Genomic DNA, 21,931 nt, shown 5'->3' on the forward strand with positions numbered 1-21,931 from the left:
TGATGCGCTCCTGGTTTTAGATGCATACGCAAATGACCGACCAAAGTAAAAATTTTCTCTACCAGTACCTTAACAACGCTTCGCCAACCGGCTTTGAATCGTCGGGGCAGCAGATTTGGTTAGATTATCTCAAACCCTATACCGACGAGTATATTGTTGATACCTACGGAACAGCCGTCGGCGTGATCGGGCCAGGCAAAGACTACAAAGTCGTAATTGAAGCCCACTCCGACGAAATCTCCTGGTTTGTTAACTACATCTCCGACGATGGCTACCTCTTTGTTCGCCGGAACGGTGGTTCCGATGCGGTAATTGCTCCATCGATGCGGGTGCATCTGCATACGAAAAAAGGCGTCGTGGATGGGGTGTTCGGCTGGCCAGCCATTCACGTTCGCGATCTGGCTAAAGATACGGCTCCCAAAGTAACCGACCTGTTCATTGACGTGGGGGCAGCGACCAAGCAGGAAGTAATTGATCTGGGCATTCACGTTGGTACGGTCTGCACATTTTCGGACGGTTTGATGGAGCTGAACGGCCGCTACTTCGTGGGTCGGGCGCTGGATAACCGCATGGGTGGCTTCATGATTGCCGAAGTGGCCCGCCTGCTCAAAGAAAATAACGTTACGTTGCCGTATACGCTCTATGTGGTCAACGCGGTACAGGAGGAGATTGGCCTGCGCGGTGCCGAAATGATCGCCCGCCGGTTACGTCCTGACCTCGCCATCTGCACCGACGTAACGCACGATACGCAGTCGCCGAAGTACGATAAGAAAGAGCAGGGTGATCTGAAATGTGGCGATGGTCCCGTATTGTGTTATGGTCCGGCCGTGCAAAACAACGTACTGGATTTCATGATCAGTGTGGCCGAGCAGCAGGGCATTGCGTTCCAGCGCCAGGCCGTCAGCCGCTCAACCGGTACAGATACCGACGCCTTTGCGTATGCTACGGAAGGCATTGCCTCAGCCCTGATCTCACTGCCTTTAAAATACATGCACACCACCGTCGAAACGGTGCACATGGACGACGTGCAGAACGTAATAAAGTTGATGTACGAAACCTTACTGGCTTTAAAGGGCGGTGAAGATTTCCGGTATATCAAGTAGCTTGGCTGGAATTTATTAGACTGGTTGAATCATATAGCAGTAGATAAGAAAGCCAGTAAGCAAACAATGTTCACTGGCTTTCTTGTTTCTAGCGGGTTATAATCTTCACTAACGTACCGGCGGCAACGCGATCGTCGGCTTTTAGGCTGTTCAACGTACCCAGCTCTTCGAGTCGGCTGGAAGGCATTCCCAAAGTAGTCATTACGTCTCGGAATGAACCGTCGCGGGCGGCTTTTCGGATCGCTACGCGCTCTGGCTTGCGATTGAGCTTATCGGGGTCCGTAAGTGCACGGAAGTTACCGGCTACGCTTTTAAACGTTTGGAACGCATTGTTGAACGCACTAGCCGAGGACAGTCCGTGAAGCGCGTAGATGTTGTTGTTGTATTGAATAAGCCAAGTTCCAATCTGTAAGGTGTTCTTCGGGTCCGTCTGCTGCTGTTGTTGCGGCTGGCCCTGCTGTTGCTGCGGCTGCTGTTGTGAAATAAGTACGTATGCCGGATTTCCGTTAATGGTCGTCTTTGAACTCTCCAACACCTTCAGGCTAAGCTGTTTCACCAGCGCCTGAGCCGCTTCGTCCAGCGATTTACCGGGTGCCAGCATCAGAATCATACCCGTCTGTCCATCTTTATCGGCCATCTGGAATTGGCTGGGCGCGTTCTGGTGCTGCCAGCCGCTCGGCACAGGAAACTGAAAACGTAATTCCGGATGGTAAAACACGTTCTTCTCGACAAAGCCCTGTTTCGGATCTTCGCCGTATACGATTCCATCAATCATCTGTAAATACCGATCCCGATCAGTCTGGTAATTACCCGGATTTTTCGCCTGGTACTCTTTTGCCAGTTCATGCACACGCGAGTAGCGATTGCCCGGATCGGGGTGCGTAGAAAGAAACGTGGGAACGGCCTGCCCCGAATTGTCAGAGATGCGCTTGATGGTAGCAAAGAAGTTGGCCATCTGGTGAGCATCGTACCCGATCTTACTCGAGTATTCGACACCGATACCGTCGGACTCCGTCTCGTGCGCCCGGCTATATTTAAGGGTTAACAGCCCTAAACCCTGCTGAGCCATTTCAGTAAGCTGAGGGGCAAATACGGCGCTGGCAATCGTTCCTAACGTACTTAAAATTTGAGTGTTCTGCTGGCGAACCGAATGCCGGGCGGTGATGTGGCCGATCTCATGACCCAATACCCCGGCGAACTCCGCTTCGTTGTTGAAGTGAGCCATGATGCCCCGCGTAAAATACACGTAGCCACCCGGTACCGCAAAGGCGTTTACGACGGGAGAGTCGACGATGAAAAATTGATACGGCAAATCGGGCCGATGGGATATCTTGGCCATCGCCATGCCTTTCTGGTTGATAAAATCCTGGAGCTGTTTGTTTTCGTATAGCCCCATTGTGGCAACAACGGAAGGATGCGATTCTTTACCGAGTGCGATCTCCTGCTCCGTCGACATCAACGACAATTCGCGTTTCCCCGTCACCGGATTACGTGCGCAGGCGCTTATCAAAACAAGCAGGATCAATACCCCAAATCGGGTTGGCGTTAAACGAGCGTGCATGGCTGAATGAGGGTTCATATTTAGTGTCAGTAGTTACCGCCTAAAGCGCTTTGTACTGACATGTGAGTATAAACCACTAACGTAGTCTGCTTTGTTTAAGCCAAGTATATTGATAGAGAATAAAGAGTAAACCTGAAAAGGCAGTCTGTACGGTTCGTAAGCTGGCTGTAACGATCCACTAATTCTGTCTCCGAAAGCCACGCCCATTTCCCCCGCCGTCGCCTGGCATCCGATCCATACGACGGAATTGGCGATCCTGAGAAGGGGTAGACTGGCCCGTCCCAAACCGGCGCAGATTATAGACAAAACTGACCATGAAGTACCGGTTCAGCACCCGGCTTTGCACCTCCTCGGTGTAGGTGTCTGTTACGTTCCGGACAATACTCTGGTTCTGGTTGAGCAGATCGAACACCTGGAGCCGCAGTTCGCCCTGATTCTGCTTAAACAACTGCCGCGACAAGGCCGCATTCCACAAGGTAAATGACTGGTTGTACGTTGCCGAGTTGCCGCCGTAGTTGTTGTAATACACGTCGGTGGTGAACGTAAAGTGGAACGGCAGTTGGTAAAACAGATCGAACGTAACAGTCTGGTTCAGAAAAGTCGTGTTTTGCTGCGGCTGCAACGAATACCGGGCGGATTGCAGATTGATATTACCGGCTAAACTCAGGTCCAGCTTTTCGTTCAGATTCGTGTTGACGCGCAGTCCCTGGCCGACAAGCCAGTTCTGGAGCCGGTTCGGCTGGTTGTTGACAAAACTGGTTCCGCGGTTGTAGGTCAGGTTCGTCGTCAGGTTCAGGTTTACCCGTTGCTCACTAAACATCAGGGGTCTGCCCAGCGCCAGAAAGCCGCTCAGGTTGTAGTAGCCATCGGTGTTAATCGGTTGAGTGGTCTGCGCACCCGACCGGGTAAACGACGTAGCATTAACGATCTTATTGTCGGTCCGGCTTACGTTCAGGGAAGCAAACAAACTCCGAAAGGTCGTGGGCTCCAGCCGGTTGAAGTTCATCGACAACGTATGGGTGTATTCGGGTTGCAGGTTGGCATTGCCAAGCCGAATATTGAGCGGGTTTGTATTGTCAGGAACCGGCTGCAACTGGTTTACCGATGGCGCGTTGATGCGCGTGCGGTAATTGATACGTAGCGTCCGGCTCTTCCCGAAGTTGTACGTAAACAGCGCATTGGGCAGCAAATTGGTGAACGTCCGGTTCAGGGTCGTATCTCTGCTGAGGTTGTTCGACCGTAACCCGGCCTGTTGCACATCGACACCCAGGGCGTAGGTATACTTCAAACGACGGGTTTGCCAGGTGAGTCCACCCCGGTTGGTCATATACGTATTCACAAACCGATTGGTCAGGCGTGTATTGACCAGATCGTAGCGCCCCGTCGATTCGTTGAAATCAGTAACGAGCCGGTCTGATGTATTCCGGTTGTTCGACAGGGTGTAGTGAAATTCCAGCGTCTGACGTAACGAAAGCGGCTCGGTATAGCTGAAGTTGATCGAGTTGTTCATCGACCGGGTTTGCTGATCGTTACGTTGGTTGATGTTCTGGGCAAACAACCCATTCACCGCAGTTTGGCTTTCCGGAACGGCCGTGGTTGAGACAGTAGTCGTTGAAATCGGCGTATTGGGCTGGGCGTAGGTGTTGGTCGACCGGTTGAAGCCTTCGTTGTCCTGATCATTCAGTGATACGTTCCAGTTCAGGGAAAACGTACGTCCGCGCTTGCGAAATTTACGCAGAAACAGCAGCGAATTACTACCCGAAAGCCCTTCGCCTGATGAGGTATAATTGGTATTACTGGTGTTGACCACAGCTCCCCGCCCATCGAGCGTCTGGGCCTGATTTTGGGTTTGGTAAGTTGACTGAAGCCACGACAGGCTCGGAATAACGCGAATGGTTGTCAGCGAATCGATTCGGTAATCGAGCCGGAGATTCGCGCGGTGGTTGGTATTGGTATTGTCGGAGCCGTTGGCGCGGTTTGTCACAAACGACGAATCGGACCGGTTCGTACCCGACGTACCCGTGTCGTTCTGGCCCGGCAATACGTTCTCCCGGCGGCTGCGCTGATCCGTTACGGTATTGGTGTTCGACACGTTATAACTTCCCGCTACGTCGATTTTTTTGCCCCAGCCATCGCGGTAATTAATCCCCCCCGACCACGATTGCGTAATCGCGTTGTTACCGACCTGACCGCCCCCGCCGAACGAGCCGCCACCCTGTCCCCCCCCAACCCGGATCATATTTCCGCCCCCTGGGTTGCCGCCCTGCCCCTGGCCGCTGCCCCCAAAGTTGCTGCCCAGTCCCAGGTCCTGCGCCGTGAAACCCTGGCGGTTCACGTTGTTTGCCGATCCGATCATCGAAATCTGCTGGCCGTTGTTAAACCGGTTCAGGCTCAGTCCGGCCGAGTACCGGGCCTGGTCGTCGGGTTTGGGACCGGCCCCAATCGACTGCTGGCCGAACATGCCTTTGCGTTTGTCTTTCTTGGTGGTAATGTTGATGGTTTTTTCGCGGTCGCCATCGTCCACGCCCGAAAATGCCGACTGCTCGGATTGCTGGTCGTAGAGCTGCACTTTATCGATGATGTCGGCCGGTAGGTTTCGGGTGGCCATTTTGGGGTCATTGCCAAAAAATGGTTTTCCATCGACCAGCACTTTTCTCACTTCCTGCCCCTGCGCTTTTACCGTACCGTCGCGGTCGACCTCCACGCCGGGCAGTTTTTTCAGTAGATCTTCGACCTGCGCATTCGGCTTCGTCTTAAACGAACCGGCGTTAAACTCCAGCGTATCGCCCTTGACGGCAATGGGTGCCCGCTCGCCCTGTACGGCGACCTCATTGAGGGTTTGGGTCTGGGCGACTAATTCAAGCGTCCCGGCGTCGGCGGCCGGGCTCGCCTTCGTGATAGAAACCCGGTGCGAACGACTCCGGTAGCCAACGTACGTAACCAATACGCGGTATTGCCCTTCGGCTACTTTCGGAAACAGAAATTGCCCTTCTCCATCGGTAATGCCGAACGTAATGAGCGATGAGTCCCGCGCCGACAGCAGCGATACCGACGCTTCGAGCAACGGCTTACGCGTCAACGAATCAACGACCGCTCCCCGGATCGTACCCGGTGACTGAGCCAACGCCGTACTGACGAACAGCGAACCATGAAAAAAGACGACCAGCGCCCAGCATAAATTCTTCAGCAGTACCGTTTTTTTCATTGCCCCGTCGGCTTAATCCCATTCATTGGTTTCTTAATTTCTATTCATCATACGCTGGCGGAACGTAGCCATCGCCTTCCGGCGCAACTCGTTCATCTCATCGGACGAAACAACTTTAGCGTCTTTAGGCGGTTGAACAGCGGTTTCGGGGACGGCTTCCATCAACACGCCCGTTGCTTTAAACGACTCGTTGTCCGATTCGATCTGCAACACAACGCCTTTCTCCGGTGTCAGACCCGCAACGGGTGAATAGGTAAACGGCAGATCGGTGGTGTACCAGACGGTATAGGTTTCGGCCGGCCCCGACTGGGCGGCATCGTTCCGTTCAGCCGGGGCAGCGCCAGGCCCTCCGCCCATCATTCGGCGCATCGGCCGATACGTAGCGGTGGCTTTGCGGCAAACGTAGCCCGCAATCTTTTTCGTCTTGTCAGACAACTGCCAGCCTTCGGCTTTGGGCATGGGGCGCTCCGTGCGATAAACTTGCGTCGAAGAATCTTTTTTCATCGTCAGCACGTCAATGGTCGTCCGGTTGGCCAGATCGAGAAAGGTAGTTTGTTCAAACGGGGGCGTCATGCGCATTTCGCGGGGTTGTCCGGCACGATCACCTCCTCCGGGCCCATCGGCTCCTCCCCCGAACGTCCGGCGAATCATCATATTTTGCGGACGGTCGCGTTCCTCTTTGGCCATCGCCCCCGAAAACACCAGCTTCTGCGTAAAGGACATCACATCAGGCATCCCTTCGGGTGGTTCCGGTGCTCCCGGACTGCCGGGCCGCACTTCCTGGCCGTTAATGACCATGCGCATCTGCGAAAAGTCAATACGGCGCATGCCTTCGTACGTGATTTTACCCGCCAAACGACTGTCCGATGAGGATGATTGAGCGTATAAGGTTATTGTGATGAAGAGGCTAAGGACAGAGATGGCCAATACACGGTGTTTCATGGTGGAAAGAGGGATTTAGGTAGTAAACGTTGCACAATTTATAGAAGCTTCATCTAAAACTTTGGCGAAAGGCGTTAAATTGAGGTTAAGTAGGCGTTTTTACGTCCCAAAAGCCATTTTATGCCTCCACAACGTATCGTTTCGCTGGTTCCTTCCCAGACTGAACTCCTTTTTGACCTGGGTTTAGATGCTGAAATTGTGGGCATTACCAAGTTCTGTATCCATCCTGCTGACAAGGTAAGAGAGAAGGCGATTGTGGGTGGCACCAAGACTCTGCACCTCGACCGAATTCACGCCCTGAACCCCGATCTGATCCTGGCGAATAAGGAGGAAAACACCCGCGCGCAGATCGAGGAGTTGCAGTACCATTATCCGGTACACGTAACGGACATGACAACCTTGTCGGACGCAGTTGCCATGATTCGGGAAGTCGGCGTTTTGGTCGGCAAACCAGATCGGGCGGAGCAAATGGCCCGGCAGATTGAGCAAAGCCTGCGCCTTTCTTTTGGCGAACCACGCCCATCTGTCGCGTATTTCATCTGGCGTAATCCATATATGGTAGCCGCAAGCGATACGTTCATTGATGCTATGCTCAACGTAGCGGGTTTTCGCAACGCCTTCGCCAACCAGACCCGCTATCCGGAGGTTACGCCAGCCGAACTACAGGCCGTCCAACCCGATTTGATCTTTCTATCGTCGGAGCCTTATCCGTTTACGGAAAAACACAGCGCCGACTTTCAGGCTATATGTCCGTCCGCTCCCGTGTTGATTGTAGATGGTGAACTGTTCTCGTGGTATGGGAGTCGGTTGTTGCGGGCGGCTGATTATTTTAAGAACTTGCACCAGGAAATCGCCCGGCTTGCAGTTTAGCGATTTGCCTGGCTGCGCCTTTTCTGTCTTTCATTAGGTCCAATGCAATCTGCTGATCATACCCTCTCCATTGCTTCGGTTAACGTAATTCTGTTTGCAGCCCAGCAACGGGGGGCCGATGCCAACGCATTAACTCAGGCGATAGGCATTCGCCCCGACCAGCTTCGTGACCCCGATGGGCGCGTAACTATCCGGCAGATGCAGCAGCTTTGGCGCGAAATCGTAACGGCAACTGGCGATGCGAACATGGCCCTGCACCTCGGTGAACTGATTAATCCTGTGTCTATTGGGGTACTGGCTTACGTAATGATGCACTGCCCTACGTTGGGAAAAGCATTCGAAAAGCTTTGTCAGTATCAGGATATCGCCTGCGAAGGAATACGAACCGAAGGGCATCGGGAAGGCGATCAGTTCTGGTTATCGCTTCATCTGACGAGTCCCGATATTATTTATCCGGCCTACGTCCTTAACTCAGAATTGTCGATCTATCTCTCCGCTATCCGGGCGCTTACCGGTATGCCGGTTGCTGCTCAGGAAATTCGGTTTGCGTATCCACGGCCACTCGACATCTCGGAGCACGAACGCGTTTTTGCTCCGGCACAGGTAAGTTTTGACGCCGACGTAACCGTGATGGCGCTGGATGCAGCTCTGCTCGATACGCCGATACTAAACGCCAATCCAAGCTTGTTCGCCATGTTTGAGCAGCACGCCGACGACTTGCTGCGTAGACTCCAGAAACCAACCTTAAGTGCCCGCGTACGCAGCGAAATTCTTAGGCTGATGAAAGGCGAAGAGCCCACGCTGGCAACCGTAGCCGATCGGCTGGCAATGGGCGTCCGGACGCTTCAGCTTCACCTGAAAGACGAGGGCACTACGTATCAGCAACTTCTTGATGACATCCGGAAAGAACTGGCGGTTAAGCACCTGCGCGAACCGAACCTGAGTACAACCGACATCGCGTACCTGCTGGGTTTTGCCGAGCCGAGCGTTTTCTTTCGGTCATTCAAGAAATGGACGGGGCATACCCCCGGCGCTTACCGGAATCTGGGCAGTCAGGTTCGCGCAGCGTAACGGATCATACCCGCGCAACCGTTTTTTCACAGGCTATCCATACTTGTGTGGGTAAAGCTATCGAAGTATTTCAGGCCGTAGCCAGCCACGCGGTCCATGCTGGAGTGAGCAACGAGTATCACGCCAGCCAGTATCAGGTACTGATTACCCAGAATCAGACCTAGCACCCCAATCGCCAAGCCCAGCCCTTTGTGATGCACAACGTTGTAAAGCACCGCGCCAACCGCCGGATTAACCAGGTAGCCAATCATGCTCAGATCGGGTGCCAACAGAAAAGTAGGAAACCACCACCAGGCGAAATTCAGGCGAGAAAACAGATAGATACTGGCCAGAAATAAGGCTAATTCTTCGGATTTTAGTAAGGTTTTCATTGACAGGTTGATTTAGAGTGAATGGACATTTGAATGAATTGCCTAGCGAATACGATCAGCGTTAACAGCCGCAGTCTCTGCAGTCGATACAGGCGTAAACGACTGGTTTAGTTGATGCTGGGCAAACCAGGTCAGCGTTGTGGTGATGGCTTCGTCGATTGGCGTTTCCTGAAAATTGGGGAAGGCCGCCCGTACGTTTGAATCATCGAGCAGAATAGTGTTCTCGTAGAGATATAACATCTCTTTCACCTCCCGAACGACGGGTACAAACAAGCCCAGGAAACTGATGGCCAGCCGACTATGGATCTGCACACGTAGTGGTTTACCAGCTATAGCGGCAATGCGGCCCAAAAACCACCGGGTAGATGGAAACGTATGCCCACCATAGTTCCAGACTTCATAGGGGGCAGTTGACTCCCGGAGCATCAGGCGCACAATAATCTCAGCGGCATCGTTCGTAAATACGGACTGGTGCGGAATATCCGCGTTCAGGAGCCAGGGTAAGGCTTTGCCCGTCAGAGCACCTTCAAAAATAGGCTTCACTCCGGCGTTCAGAACGTTTGGCCCCCAGAAGTCCGGGAGCCGAACATTCAGTACACGGCAACGACCCTGAGTAGCCGCCTGTTCGAGCATCGCTTCAAGGGTAACACGTAACTCTCCTTTTTTACTGACGGGATTCGGGCGGCTATCTTCCCGGATGGGTTCCTTGGCGTTGCCGAAATTGTAGACATTGCCGGGAAAAACGAGGGTAGCTCCCTGCTGAGCGGCTGCATCGATAATGTGCTGGGTAGCTCTGTCCATGTTGCCGAACCACTGGTGATACGGGTAATTGATGCCGTGAAAAATGTGCGTTTTGCCAGTGGCAAGGGTGTTCAGTACCGCTACATCCTGTACATCACCTTCGACAAGGGTTAGCGTAGCTGCATTGGGGAACAATGCTTCCGCTTTAGCGCGGTTACGGACCAGAATGGTCACCGGTAGCTGACGGGCCAGCAGATTTTGGGCGACCGCGTACCCGATACTACCCGTTGCGCCCAGAACAAGTATGTTTATTGAATCAGAACTCATGACGTTTGCGCGTTGATTAAGACCTGTCAAAGGTCCGGCGCAAACATCAGGTCGTCGCTGACGGAAAATGCAAATCGAGTGACGGATTACGAAAAAAGGGGAATTCTACCGTTTCTCGCAGGTAGCCCTGGAATCAAGGATAGTCGTAGCGTTCGTTTTCTGGAACGTATTGGTGCGCTTAAAATTTTCGACGGCAACTTCCCCACATACATCATACGTAGCGGAATTGGTAATCACGGAGGAGTTCATGACGGTAGTTGTCGCGTCAATCCGGCACCGATAGCAGTCGCCGTCAACCGTCGGCTGTTTACAATTGAGTAAACCCAGGAAACAAACAAATACCAACAATCTTCGAATCAGCAGAGCCACAGTACTTTTGGTTTAATGGGCATTCGCTAGTTAAAACAACGAATGCCCTTACGCTTATTCTATCGTGCGTTTTCCGAAGCAGCACTTATGTTCTCTACGGTCAGCACCTTCGCCATATCGTCCCAGAACGAGGGGTAAGATTTCGCCACTACGCCCGGCTCTTCGATAATTACCTCGCGCTGCATGGCCACCGGCGCAAACGCCATCGCCATGCGGTGATCGTCGTAGGTGTGAATGACTGGAATGCGTTCGGCGGATGTCTGGCTTACCTGATGCACTTCGTACCGCTCATTCGTTTCTATTTCGACTAATTCGGCACCAATCTTTTGCAGTTCAGCCTGCAAGGCCGCCACGCGATCGGTCTCTTTGATTTTAAGGCTTTCGATACCGGTCAGGGTTAACGTAATGCCTTTTACGGCTGCACAAACGGCAACCGTCTGCGCCAAATCAGGGCAATCCGTAAAATCCCACGAGAGTGCAGCTTCTACAGGACGCTTGGTTAAGCGAACGCCTTTCTCGGTGAACGTACTGTCAACACCCAGGGCCCGCATGATCTCGACAATGGCGCTGTCACCCTGTAAGGACTGTTCTTTCAGACCGAGTAATTCAAGCTCCGTAGATGGGTGCTGGGCCAGCGCCACAACACTGTACCAATAGCTCGCTCCCGACCAATCGGACTCAATCTGGTAAGTCCTGGCCGTATACGGTTTCGGCGCAACGGTGATGGCGTTGGTGGACCAATCGGCCTGAACGTCGGCTCCGAAATAGGTCATCTGTGCCATCGTCATCTCGATGTACGGGCGCGACCCTACTGCGCCGGTTAAGCTCAAGGTAAGTCCCTGCGGCAATCGGGGCGCAATCATCAGCAGCGCTGATATATACTGACTACTTACATCGCCCCGGATGCTCACCCGGCTCTCACCCGACGACGTAAAACCGTTCAGCTGCAAGGGCGGATACCCCTCGTTCTTCAGATACGTAATGTCGGCCCCGAGAACCCGTAACGCATCGACCAGAATACCAATCGGCCGTTCACACATCCGCGCTGTACCGGTCATTGTTTTTTGCTGCCCCGTTACGGCGAAATACGCCGTTAGAAACCGCATGGTCGTACCGGCGTCCAACACATCAGCCGTGCTATCTTCCGACCGGAGCAGGCGGATCATCGTCTGCGTATCGCGGGCGGTCGACAGGTTCTGAAGATCGCTCTGAAAACCAGTTAACGCGTCAATGATTAAGGCGCGATTGCTTTCACTTTTCGACGAAGCCAACGGAATGGTGGCCTGAACTGGATTACCTTCAACAGAAGTAGCTGGGGGGATTAAGCGGACGGCGTTCAAGAGACTGGCAAATTGATTGGGAGACAAACGAGTCGCAAAAAAACGAAAATCCTGGTAGATTCCGGTCATCAATGGCTTGTTACCCCAGATTGAATTCTTTTTTACGAATGACTTATTTTCTCAACGCAACCGTTTTTACCGGCACAGAATGGTTAACGGGCGCATCTGTACAGGTCGACAACGGCCGGATTCAGGAAGTTTCTTCTTCGCAAAATATAGCGGATGGAAACGGCAGCGACGTCTCGGTTATCGATCTTAACGGTGATTATTTGATTCCGGGTCTGATCGATTTGCAGCTATATGGCGGCTCGCATATTTTTCTGAACGAGCAGCCAACTCCCGAGGCCGTCCGGCATATTTACAACTCGCACGCCAGTAACGGCACGACGACCCTGCTGCCGACCATTCACTCGACCTCGCTGGAGATTATGCAGCAGGCGATGGCCGCTGTGCAGGTTGTACGTACCGAGAACCCGTATGGCGTACCGGGTATTCACCTCGAAGGCCCTTACTTCAACCCGGTTAAGCGCGGAGCCCATAGTCCGGCCTTTGTGCGCACACCCGCTGCGGGAGAACTGGAAGCCTTGTTCAGCAGCAACGCCGACGCCGTTCGGATTCTGACGCTGGCACCAGAGATGCTATCGCCCGAACAGCTCCATACGCTTAAACGACTCAAACATCCGAACACGCTGCTTTCGCTGGGTCACTCAAATGCTACGTATCAGCAGGCGATGCACGCGTTTGACGAAGTGGGTATACCACTAGCCACGCACCTCTACAATGCCATGCGCGGGTTTGAAAGCCGCGAACCCGGTGTTGTTGGCGCGGTCTTCGACAATCAGCACGTTCGGGCCAGTATCATTGCCGATGGTTACCATTGCGATCCGGCCACCATTCGCATTGCGCGCAAACAGCTCGGCGAACGGCTATTTCTGATTTCGGACGCTTTGTTTGCCAATCCACCCCGTCCCGATTTCAGCTTAGGCCAGTTCGTCGTTCGTTTTGAACCCGACACAGACGAGTCCGGCGAGTTCAGGCGGGGCCGTTACGTCAACAACGAAGGGAAGCTAGCCGGATCAGCCATAACCTTGATCGACTGCGTCCGGATTTGCGTCGATCGGGTCGGGTTATCACTGACAGATTCCCTCCGGATGGCCTCTGTAATTCCAGCCGAAATTATTGGGTTAGGCCATGAACTAGGCTCCATCCAATCGGGGTACGTAGCGAATCTGGTTCGGCTGGACAAGTCATTGACCGTGAAAAACGTATGGGCCTCTGGCGAACAACTTCGTTAATAAAGTTTATCCTTTCTGTCATTTCGACGCCAGGAGAAATCTTCGGTAGCGATGAATTACTCAATTGAGAGGATTCCTCCTGGCGTCGGAATGACAGAAATAAGCTACCTACTTGTCTCTTCTTATAAGTTCTGAATAGGTCCGGCAACTAGTCTAAATAGAGTTCTTATTGCGGTTTATAGATGGTCAGTTCATCGTCGCCGACCTGTTCGCGGCTCACGAGGGTGCCCCGCACGGCTGGTGCCTTCACGCCCCCGTTGAGCAGGGTCTGGCTGCGAAACACGCGCATCTCATCCCATAAACCGGAGTCTATGAATGAGTTCAGCAACGTAGTGCCTCCTTCCACAAGGACGGACTGGATTCGACGCTGGTGTAGATCGTTCAGAAGCTGAGTCAGGAACGGCTTATCCGAATCGAGCGGAACGTACTGTGCAGCTTGATTCGAACTCGAATCGCCTTCAGTCGCAAGACCATGACTGTAAACCAGCGTGGGTTGCGACCCATCGAACAGGTGCAGATCAGGCGGCAGTAACCGTTGTTTATCGATGACGATACGTATCGGGTTACGTCCCGGCCAAAGCCGTACGTTCAGTCGCGGATTGTCGGTTCGGGCAGTGTTTGTGCCGACCATAATGGCGTCCTCTTCTGCCCGCCACCGATGTACCAGTCGCTGGCTGAGCGGCCCACTGATCTGAACCGGTTTGCCGCCCGCTCCGGCTATGTATCCGTCGGTCGTTTCCGCCCATTTGAGAATGATATAAGGGCGCTGTTTTTCAAAGAAGAGAAAAAAACGGGCGTTCAGCTCCCGGCCTATGTCCTGCAAAAGTCCGGTTTCAACGGTGATACCCGCATCGCGTAATTTCTCAAACCCCTGCCCGGCTACCAGCGGATTGGGATCATCGTTGCAGCAGATTACCCGCTTCACCCGCTTTTCGATGAGTAAATCGGCACAGGGTGGCTGCTTGCCGTAATGGGAGCAGGGCTCAAGCGTTACGTAGGCCGTGCTTTCGGGTAACAAATGTTCATCTTCGGGACGTACCGACAGGATGGCGTTACGCTCGGCATGCGCTTCGCCGTAGCGCTGATGCCAGCCTTCGCCAATAATTCGTTCGTCGCCGGGTTCGCCATGAACAATCACGCAGCCAACCATCGGATTCGGGCTGACCTGCCCCCTGCCTAAAGTAGCTAGTTCGAGCGCCCGGCGCATGAACAGAGTTTGTACGTTTTCAGACATTACTTGTCAATTTGAGGGCTCGCTGTGTCGGAAAACTGACAACCGGGACAGAGAACCGTCGAAAACTAAAAACTAAAATTTAGTTTTACACAAAATTACACGACCTCGACCGAATGGCTACAGCCAAACCGCTATACGACCGCTTAAGTAAGAATATTACAGCCTACCCACCCGAAGAAGCGCGGGAAATGGCTTTTATGCTCCTGGATCACTATTTCGGCCTGCGCAAAACCGACGTATTGACCGATAAGCCGCTGCCACCGAACCGCACCGAACCCGACTGGTTCAAGATTCTGGAGCGGCTGAACCGGCAGGAGCCGATTCAGCACGTTATTGGTACCACCATATTCTGCGGACTGGAATTTGAGGTGTCGCCCGATGTGTTGATTCCAAGACCCGAAACCGAAGATCTGGTGCGGCTGATCATGCACGACTTCGCTGATCGTACGGACGACGTTCCTATTCTGGACATTGGCACGGGCAGCGGCTGCATTGCCGTTACGCTGGCCCGGTTTCTGCCCCAGTCGGTGGTGACAGGCTGGGACGTTTCGGCCGAAGCGCTGGCCCTGGCGCAACGTAACGCGCAGCAGCTGAAGGCCGACGTAACGTTTGAGATTCAGGACATCCTGAACGTACCGGCTGACTTTACCCAGCGGTTTGATTGTGTGGTGAGTAACCCGCCCTACGTAACGCGTTCCGAAGCGGCCGATATGAACCGCAACGTACTCGACTACGAGCCGGATCTGGCTTTGTTCGTCGAGGACAACGATCCGCTGGTGTTTTACAAGGCGGTCGCGGATTTCTGCGTTCGCCATCTGACGAAAGATGGCGCTTGTTACGTTGAAATTAATGAGCGTTTCGGCGAAGCTACCCGGCAGGTGTTCGCCGATCGGGGGTTTACCAAAATTCAGGTCTATAAAGATATTCACGGCAAAGATCGTAGCGTCCGGGCCACGTTTTAATTGAAGTTGTAGAGTTGCAGGGTTGTATAGTTATAGAGTTGCTCCGCCGAATCTCTAACTTATGAGCATTGAATCTTAAAACTATATAATTATAGAGCCTTACAACTCAGAGCATGGCCACCGTCAATAGATTAGAAGACCTCAAAGCTTGGCAGAAAGCCAGACTTTTGTCAAGCAGTATTCATGAAACCACACGGGATAAAACGTTCCATGATGACTACGATTAAAACGTCAGATACGGCGGTCGGGAGGTTCGGTCATGGACAACATTGCTGAAGGTTTCGGACGTGGCAATCGGGGTGAGTTCATTCAATTCCTGGGTATTGCGAAAGGCTCGTTGACCGAGGTAAAATCGCAGTTATACCGTTCGTTGGATAACCGCTACGTTACACAGACAACCTTTGATCAGCTCTATATGCAAGCAGATGAAGTAGGCCGAATCATCGACAGCTTACTCCTATATCTGAACAACACGGATAATAAAGGGAGACGCTATTCAAAGGGAAACTTAGACACCGATTAGCGACACGAACTATACAACTGTATAACCATACAACCTTATAACTTCATAAGGATGCAGGCATCGACATCAATTACATACCACACAAAAATTCGGGAAGTGTTCCGGGAGATGAGCCAGGTGGTGGTTGGGCAGGATCGGCTGCTGAACCGGCTGCTTATTGGTTTATTTACGGGTGGACACATCCTGCTGGAAGGCGTCCCTGGCCTAGCCAAAACGTTGACCATCAATACACTCGCTAAAGTGCTGGAACTGGACTTTCAACGCATTCAGTTTACGCCGGATCTATTACCCGCCGATCTGATCGGCACGATGATTTTCAATCAGAAAACGGCCGAGTTTGAAGTGAAGCAGGGGCCGATTTTTGCCAATCTGATTCTGGCCGATGAAGTAAACCGCTCTCCCGCCAAAGTGCAGGCGGCTTTGCTGGAAGCCATGCAGGAAAAACAGGTGACCATCGGCGAAGAAACGTTCGTGCTTGACCGGCCATTTCTGGTTCTGGCTACTCAAAACCCCGTGGAGCAGGAAGGCACCTATCCCCTACCCGAAGCTCAGGTCGACCGCTTCATGATGAAGGTATTCGTTGATTACCTAAACAAAGATGATGAACTGGAGGTCATGCGCCGAATGTCGAACATGAATTTTGACTATGAGGTACAGCCAGTTTTGGGGAAAGACGATTTAGTTGCCATTCGGAATGAGATCAACGGCATCAGCATCTCCGAAACCCTCGAACGCTACATTATCGAACTCGTTTTTGCCACCCGTCGCCCGATGGAATACAACCTTCGCGACGAAGCCCGGTACATTCAGTTCGGCGTGTCGCCCCGCGCCAGTATCCACTTAAACCTGGCCGCCAAAGCTCTCGCTTATTTCGATCAGCGCGATTACGTACTGCCCGAAGACATCAAAGAAGTGGCTCCCGACGTATTCAATCACCGCATCATGCTCAACTACGAAGCCGAAGCGGATGGTATTACCCCCCTACAGGTGATCGACTCGATTCTGCGGAAGGTTGCCATTGGCCGCTGAACCAGTCCCGTACTGAATTCTGTTTCATACATACCCATGAAGCAGAACCAGTTTTTCCTCATCATTGCCCTTGTGGTAGCGAGTGGCCTTTGGTTTTACGGCACCTACGTAGCGAAGCCTAAAGTCGCGCGCCACCTCCCTCCCGGCACTACGTCGCCCGGTGGCCGACGGGTCGAAAAGTCGGAGGCTGAGTGGAAAGACGTACTGACCTGGTCGCAGTATCGGGTTATGCGTAATCGGGGTACCGAATGGCCGAACAGCAGCCCGCTCACGCACGAACACAAGCCCGGTACCTACGTTTGCGTCGGCTGCCGGAATCCGCTATTTTCGTCTAAGACAAAATTTGAGTCGGGAACTGGCTGGCCAAGTTTTTACGCGCCCATTGTGTCGAATGCGATCTATACCGAACCCGACGGTAGTCGTACTGAGGTGCGCTGCTCAGTTTGCGACGCGCATCTGGGCCACGTGTTCAAGGATGGTCCTGATCCAACCGGCCTTCGCTACTGCATGAACGGCGTGGCGCTGGCCTTAACGCCCTGATGCGGCTCCCCCGCAATTGACTGTTTCGCAACTCAACCGGCAAAATGCGCAGTTAACCACCCGTGTCTGCCAGCTAATGACGGTTCCAATTTAATACGGCAACCTGTGCACTGAAATTTGGCGTATCAACTCTGTATCACTCGCCCTGTTTCAGCGCAACTCATGAGATCAGTTCTGTTCCTTTCTCTTTTATTGGCAGCATTAATGTCCTGTCAGAAGCCTAACGACCTTACTCCTGACACCCTACGACCGTCTCCTACAAATTCGTCGACTACGGGTACACCTACAGAAGTAGGCCAGCCGATGGGCGAGTTGGTTACGAAAGTAATCGGCCCCGCTGGGGGCACAATCACCCTGTTTGGCGGTACCGTATCGCTACACATACCCGCCGGAGCGATTACCAAAGAAACAGCCATTACGGTTCAGCCCGTCGAAAACAAAGCGTTTGGTGGCGTAGGAACTGCCTTTGCGATTAGTCCAACCGATCTTACTCTTCAGAAGGACGTAACGGTTACCTGGCAGTACACGCCCGAGGACCTGGAGGGTTCGGTACCCGAAGCGCTGGGACTCGCATATCAGGATAAGAACGGCGTCTGGCACGGTCGTACGGACGTTACCATTGATAAAGCGCGACAAACTATAACAGCCCCTATCAGCCATCTGGCGCACTGGGCGTTCTACGAGCAGTTTTTTATTAAGGTCGACAAGAAATCGCTTGCGCCGACCGAGCAGGCAAAATTGACCGTTTATTATCAGGAAGGATACCAGGATGCCAAAGGGCCGAACGATGTCTCCAACCTGATTCTGCTAACCCCCGCAAAAATAGTTTCCGCTAGCCGGGTGGTACGCTGGACTATCAACGGAGCCACGGCCGGTATTGAACAGAGTACAGACTACTCGAACATTGGCCAGATTACGGAAGAGCGGACGTATGCCAACGCAACCTATGACGCTCCTCTCCGCGAACCCGCCATAAATCCGGTCGTGATCGGAGCCGAAATCGATTTGAAGCAGTGGGGGCGGCTCATCCTTGTGCAGCCCATTCGGGTCGAGTCAAGCTCGTTAATAAACGTTGGGAGCTCCATTGACGCAAATCCTAACGTGTCGTTAACGCTGACCGGCTCTGAGCTTCGGGCGGTAGTAATGTCGGGAACCGGCCTGCCGATGGTTAGTTTTATCGTCTATAATTTTAAGGGAAAAGGCACCTATACGTTTCCTGAACCGAAAGGAGCCGTGAACGAAGCCGTTGCCATGCTTGGGTACGGTAGTGGCTACGGCCAGGGCTATTACGAACCTCTATCGGGTAAATGGATATCGGGCAATGTCACGCTGAACGTTACCGAACACGGAGGCAATGGCAAACCTACCAGGGGCACCTTAGCGGGTACGTTTTACAACGGCTCCTCGCCCGTTCCAGTACAGGTGAAGTTCAAGAGCGCCCCCGTGTACGTGCCGTAATTGATAAACGTAACGCTTTGTTTCCCCTCACCCCCAACCCCTCTCCCCAATGGGCGAGGGGAGCTGATAGCCAGGCCCCTTATCCCGCTTTTCCCATACGATCAAATCCCCCTCTCCCACCGGGAGAGGGGATAGGGATGAGGGCATACAAGTAAACACTCAATTCACCCGCTTAGAACTGGAAGTAGATAAACTGGTTTGACGAGAATACACCAAACAGATAGGTGACGAACGTAATCAGCACGAACAGCACGTAAAACTGGACGGTGTTTCGGGTTGGGATGTAGAGATAGAAATATTCTTTCACCAGCAGAAACCCGATCAGGAAAACGCTGAACCACATTTCTACGCTATTCATCGGGCTATCGATCGACTCGGTTGGCGAGAGCGTCGCGATACGTTGTAAGATCAGCATGGCATCGCTAAGGGTCCGGGCTCTGAAGAATACCCACGTCAGCATAATCAGCCCGAACGTAAACAGGACGTTGCCTACAATACGTATTGGCGACCGTTGGCGTTCGGTTCCGGCGACCGGCGAGGTGACCATACGCGCGGGCGTCGCCGAAAAGCCGAGTCGGGCCAGTAGCTTGTCGCGCAGTACGGCCAGAATCTGGTACACGCCATTCAGACCACCCCAGATTACGTACGTCCAGTTAGGCCCGTGCCAGAGGCCACTCGCCAGAAATACAATCAGCATGTTCAGGTACTGCCTAACTTCCCCTTTCCGGTTGCCGCCCAGTGGAATGTACAGGTAATCGCGGAACCAGGTCGACAGCGAGATGTGCCAGCGTCGCCAGAATTCGGATACCGACTGAGCAATGTAGGGCGTTCGGAAGTTTTCCATGAGCGTAAAGCCCATCACCCGCGCGGCTCCAATGGCAATGTCCGAATAGCCCGAAAAATCGCAGTAGATCTGGATGGTATAAAAGAAGGTAGCAGCGAGTAGCGTGAGCCCATTGTGCTCGGACGGGTCATTGTAGGCGTAATCGACCAGCATGGCCAGCCGATCCGCGATCACGACCTTTTTGAACAGGCCAAAGGCCATCTGCATCAGCCCCGCCTTTACGTTCTCAAAATCATAGGAAAACGTCTTATGAAACTGCCACAGGACGTTTTGCGGTCGTTCGATCGGACCCGCCACGAGCTGCGGGTAGAACATGACGTAGAGCGCATAAATCCCAAAATGCCGCTCCGCCTTATGATTGCCCCGGTAGACTTCAATAGTGTAACTCATGGCCTGAAACGTGTGGAACGACAGACCGACGGGCAGAATACTTTTGTTGTCTTTAAACGACGAAATGCCACTCTCGCCAAACAGGTGCAGGACTTTAACGAACAGCCGGTTGCCGATATTCATGGCCTTCTCGGCCAGTTCGGGCATATTCAGATGCTCGAACAGCCAGGATATATTCTCAGTAAAAAAACCCAGGTACTTAAAAAAGGCCAGAATACCCAGGTTCGACACCAGCGATATAATCAGCAGCCATTTCCGGGTTTTACCCTTCGACTGCTCGATCCAGATTCCGGCGAAGTAATCGATAACAATGGTCAGAAACAGAATCAGGATGTACTCGGGCTTGAGCACCATGTAGAAGTAGCAGCTCGCTACCAGCAACAAGATCCAGCGCCCCCGCCACTTTAGCCCGAAGTAGCTCAGCGTAACGACAATAAAGAAAAGTAGAAACTGTAGCGAGTTAAACAGCATACGGTTCGGCCTGCGTCACCGATCGAGGTCGGCGCAGGGCGTTCATAGCCTGAACGGCGTAATAGAAAAAACCAATAACGAGTAACACTTCAATCGAATACTCCAGTAAGGCAGTCGGCGTGAGCAACGCGGAAAGCCGATCATAAACGGGCATCCCCAACCGCCACCACAACGACGGATGAATAGCCGCCAGTATATTGAATCCAATCAGGCCAATGCACCAGCGATTGCGCCGAAAGTCAACCAACGTAAACACCAGCGGCAGCATAAACAGATAGGCGTAATGGGTGATTGCGTTCTGCTGCACAACGGTCATGACGCTGTAGACGAGCACAAAAATAAACGGTACGTAGTCCCGATAACGCCAACGGGGTGCCCGGCTGCGCACGAATCCTGTGCCGGCTAAAATAACCAGCAAGGTAATGGCGAGGCCACCCCATTTCCAGATCGCTCCTACGGAACGTAATCCATCGGTCAGCACGGGGTTAAGCACTGAACGCCAGTTGGGTGCTTTGATTAGATCGCCTTCTGACGACTGCTGTTGTAAAAACAGCAAGCCTGTTTTCCAGTACATCCACCCCGTCACGGGCAGAATCACGACGGCTAACCCGATTCCGAATCGAACAGCCGTACGCAGGTTTCCCAGCATCAGCAGGCATACCGGCATCAGCACCAGCGCAAATACAATCTTGGTTGCCATCATGCCCAGGCCCAATACTACACCGGCCAGCAGCGGCTGACGGTCCATGAACGGAATAGCCAGCAGGGCAAAAAGCCACAGTACTACGTCTTCCTGCCCACTAAATACCGACATGGTGAAGGGCAATGGCAAGAGGTAATAAAACAAGGCGCGGAATAGCCGGTCGCCGGTCGAATCCTGATTTTTGTAGTACCGATAGGTTAGCAGAACCGCCAGTCCTTCGACCAGCAGCATAACCAGCACCACCATTCGCGAGTCTCGCCAGATGGCTAAAAACGGAGCAATCCAGTACCCAAACAACGGCGAGTAGCCACTGTACACATCCCGGTATGGAATCCCTCCGTCCAGAGCCGTTAAGCTGATTGGATAGTAATACTCAGATGCGTCAGACTGGGGCATATAACCCAGGATCAGATAAACACCCACAAAGGGTAACAGGCGAAACACGGTCCAGAAGACGAGCAGCCACGGCACTTGTAGGGACGTATCGAACTGAGTTTTGATCCAGCTTCGCCGGTTTAGTACCAGAATAAGTACCAACGCCAGCACAACTGAAACCACTGATTTTACAAAGACAATAAACAT

19 protein-coding genes are annotated in these 21,931 nt (G+C 52.9%); 9 read left to right on the top strand and 10 right to left on the bottom strand.

Annotated elements, in window-relative coordinates; translation table 11 throughout:
- Positions 1-32 precede the first annotated feature (32 nt).
- Complete coding sequence (locus ACYVIY_RS09020) at positions 33-1,103, top strand: M42 family metallopeptidase (protein WP_460975997.1); 1,071 nt, start codon at positions 33-35, stop codon at positions 1,101-1,103.
- An 88-nt stretch (positions 1,104-1,191) separates the two neighbouring features.
- Here ACYVIY_RS09020 and ACYVIY_RS09025 read toward each other — a convergent pair whose 3' ends face one another.
- The 3 genes from ACYVIY_RS09025 to ACYVIY_RS09035 form a co-directional block, all read right to left on the bottom strand.
- Positions 1,192-2,664 (bottom strand): M48 family metalloprotease, encoded by a 1,473-nt coding sequence (locus ACYVIY_RS09025; RefSeq protein ID WP_460975998.1) that lies wholly within the window; start codon positions 2,662-2,664, stop codon positions 1,192-1,194.
- A 178-nt stretch (positions 2,665-2,842) separates the two neighbouring features.
- The gene (locus ACYVIY_RS09030) at positions 2,843-5,869 is read right to left on the bottom strand and encodes an outer membrane beta-barrel protein (RefSeq protein ID WP_460975999.1); all 3,027 of its coding nucleotides are present in this window, start codon (positions 5,867-5,869) and stop codon (positions 2,843-2,845) included.
- Positions 5,870-5,902: 33 nt separating this feature from the next.
- Positions 5,903-6,811 carry a GLPGLI family protein gene (locus ACYVIY_RS09035; protein WP_460976000.1) on the bottom strand — a complete coding sequence of 303 codons (909 nt, stop codon included), beginning with the start codon at positions 6,809-6,811 and terminating at the stop codon, positions 5,903-5,905.
- A 120-nt stretch (positions 6,812-6,931) separates the two neighbouring features.
- Here ACYVIY_RS09035 and ACYVIY_RS09040 point away from each other — a divergent pair, with 120 nt between their 5' ends.
- A complete protein-coding gene (locus tag ACYVIY_RS09040) occupies positions 6,932-7,681 on the top strand; it encodes an ABC transporter substrate-binding protein (RefSeq protein ID WP_460976001.1) in 750 nt (249 codons plus the stop codon).
- A gap of 42 nt (positions 7,682-7,723) precedes the next feature.
- Positions 7,724-8,752, top strand: a complete 1,029-nt coding sequence (locus ACYVIY_RS09045) for an AraC family transcriptional regulator (RefSeq protein WP_460976002.1) — start codon at positions 7,724-7,726, stop codon at positions 8,750-8,752.
- A gap of 26 nt (positions 8,753-8,778) precedes the next feature.
- On the opposite strand, the gene ACYVIY_RS09050 is transcribed toward ACYVIY_RS09045, so the two are convergent.
- From ACYVIY_RS09050 to ACYVIY_RS09065, 4 genes are all read right to left on the bottom strand, one after another.
- Entirely contained in the window at positions 8,779-9,123 is a 345-nt protein-coding gene (locus ACYVIY_RS09050; RefSeq protein WP_460976003.1) for a DUF4260 domain-containing protein, read from the bottom strand.
- A gap of 42 nt (positions 9,124-9,165) precedes the next feature.
- Positions 9,166-10,191: an NAD-dependent epimerase/dehydratase family protein gene (locus ACYVIY_RS09055; protein ID WP_460976004.1), complete on the bottom strand. Its 1,026-nt coding sequence runs from the start codon at positions 10,189-10,191 to the stop codon at positions 9,166-9,168.
- Between the two features lie 105 nt (positions 10,192-10,296).
- Positions 10,297-10,440: a hypothetical protein gene (locus tag ACYVIY_RS09060; protein WP_460976005.1), complete on the bottom strand. Its 144-nt coding sequence runs from the start codon at positions 10,438-10,440 to the stop codon at positions 10,297-10,299.
- Positions 10,441-10,619: 179 nt separating this feature from the next.
- Positions 10,620-11,900, bottom strand: a complete 1,281-nt coding sequence (locus ACYVIY_RS09065; protein WP_460976312.1) for a 3-phosphoshikimate 1-carboxyvinyltransferase — start codon at positions 11,898-11,900, stop codon at positions 10,620-10,622.
- 107 nt (positions 11,901-12,007) lie between these two features.
- Between ACYVIY_RS09065 and nagA the strand changes: the two genes are divergently transcribed.
- Positions 12,008-13,195 (top strand): N-acetylglucosamine-6-phosphate deacetylase, encoded by a 1,188-nt coding sequence (nagA, locus tag ACYVIY_RS09070; protein ID WP_460976006.1) that lies wholly within the window; start codon positions 12,008-12,010, stop codon positions 13,193-13,195.
- A 166-nt stretch (positions 13,196-13,361) separates the two neighbouring features.
- Here nagA and ribD read toward each other — a convergent pair whose 3' ends face one another.
- Complete coding sequence (gene ribD, locus ACYVIY_RS09075; RefSeq protein WP_460976007.1) at positions 13,362-14,429, bottom strand: bifunctional diaminohydroxyphosphoribosylaminopyrimidine deaminase/5-amino-6-(5-phosphoribosylamino)uracil reductase RibD; 1,068 nt, start codon at positions 14,427-14,429, stop codon at positions 13,362-13,364.
- A 113-nt stretch (positions 14,430-14,542) separates the two neighbouring features.
- Here ribD and prmC point away from each other — a divergent pair, with 113 nt between their 5' ends.
- The 5 genes from prmC to ACYVIY_RS09100 all read left to right on the top strand — a co-directional run bounded on the left by prmC (position 14,543) and on the right by ACYVIY_RS09100 (position 18,941).
- Entirely contained in the window at positions 14,543-15,391 is an 849-nt protein-coding gene (gene prmC / locus ACYVIY_RS09080) for a peptide chain release factor N(5)-glutamine methyltransferase (protein ID WP_460976008.1), read from the top strand.
- Positions 15,392-15,650: 259 nt separating this feature from the next.
- Entirely contained in the window at positions 15,651-15,914 is a 264-nt protein-coding gene (locus ACYVIY_RS09085) for a four helix bundle protein (protein ID WP_460976009.1), read from the top strand.
- A gap of 51 nt (positions 15,915-15,965) precedes the next feature.
- Positions 15,966-16,943 (top strand): AAA family ATPase, encoded by a 978-nt coding sequence (locus ACYVIY_RS09090; protein WP_460976010.1) that lies wholly within the window; start codon positions 15,966-15,968, stop codon positions 16,941-16,943.
- 36 nt (positions 16,944-16,979) lie between these two features.
- The gene (gene msrB / locus ACYVIY_RS09095; protein WP_460976011.1) at positions 16,980-17,483 is read left to right on the top strand and encodes a peptide-methionine (R)-S-oxide reductase MsrB; all 504 of its coding nucleotides are present in this window, start codon (positions 16,980-16,982) and stop codon (positions 17,481-17,483) included.
- A gap of 162 nt (positions 17,484-17,645) precedes the next feature.
- Positions 17,646-18,941 (top strand): hypothetical protein, encoded by a 1,296-nt coding sequence (locus tag ACYVIY_RS09100; protein ID WP_460976012.1) that lies wholly within the window; start codon positions 17,646-17,648, stop codon positions 18,939-18,941.
- 172 nt (positions 18,942-19,113) lie between these two features.
- On the opposite strand, the gene ACYVIY_RS09105 is transcribed toward ACYVIY_RS09100, so the two are convergent.
- Together ACYVIY_RS09105 and ACYVIY_RS09110 are read right to left on the bottom strand one after the other, a co-directional pair.
- Entirely contained in the window at positions 19,114-20,646 is a 1,533-nt protein-coding gene (locus tag ACYVIY_RS09105; RefSeq protein ID WP_460976013.1) for an MBOAT family O-acyltransferase, read from the bottom strand.
- Entirely contained in the window at positions 20,636-21,931 is a 1,296-nt protein-coding gene (locus ACYVIY_RS09110) for a hypothetical protein (RefSeq protein ID WP_460976014.1), read from the bottom strand. Before ACYVIY_RS09110 ends, ACYVIY_RS09105 begins: the two co-directional genes overlap by 11 nt.

This window comes from Spirosoma knui (assembly GCF_054780635.1).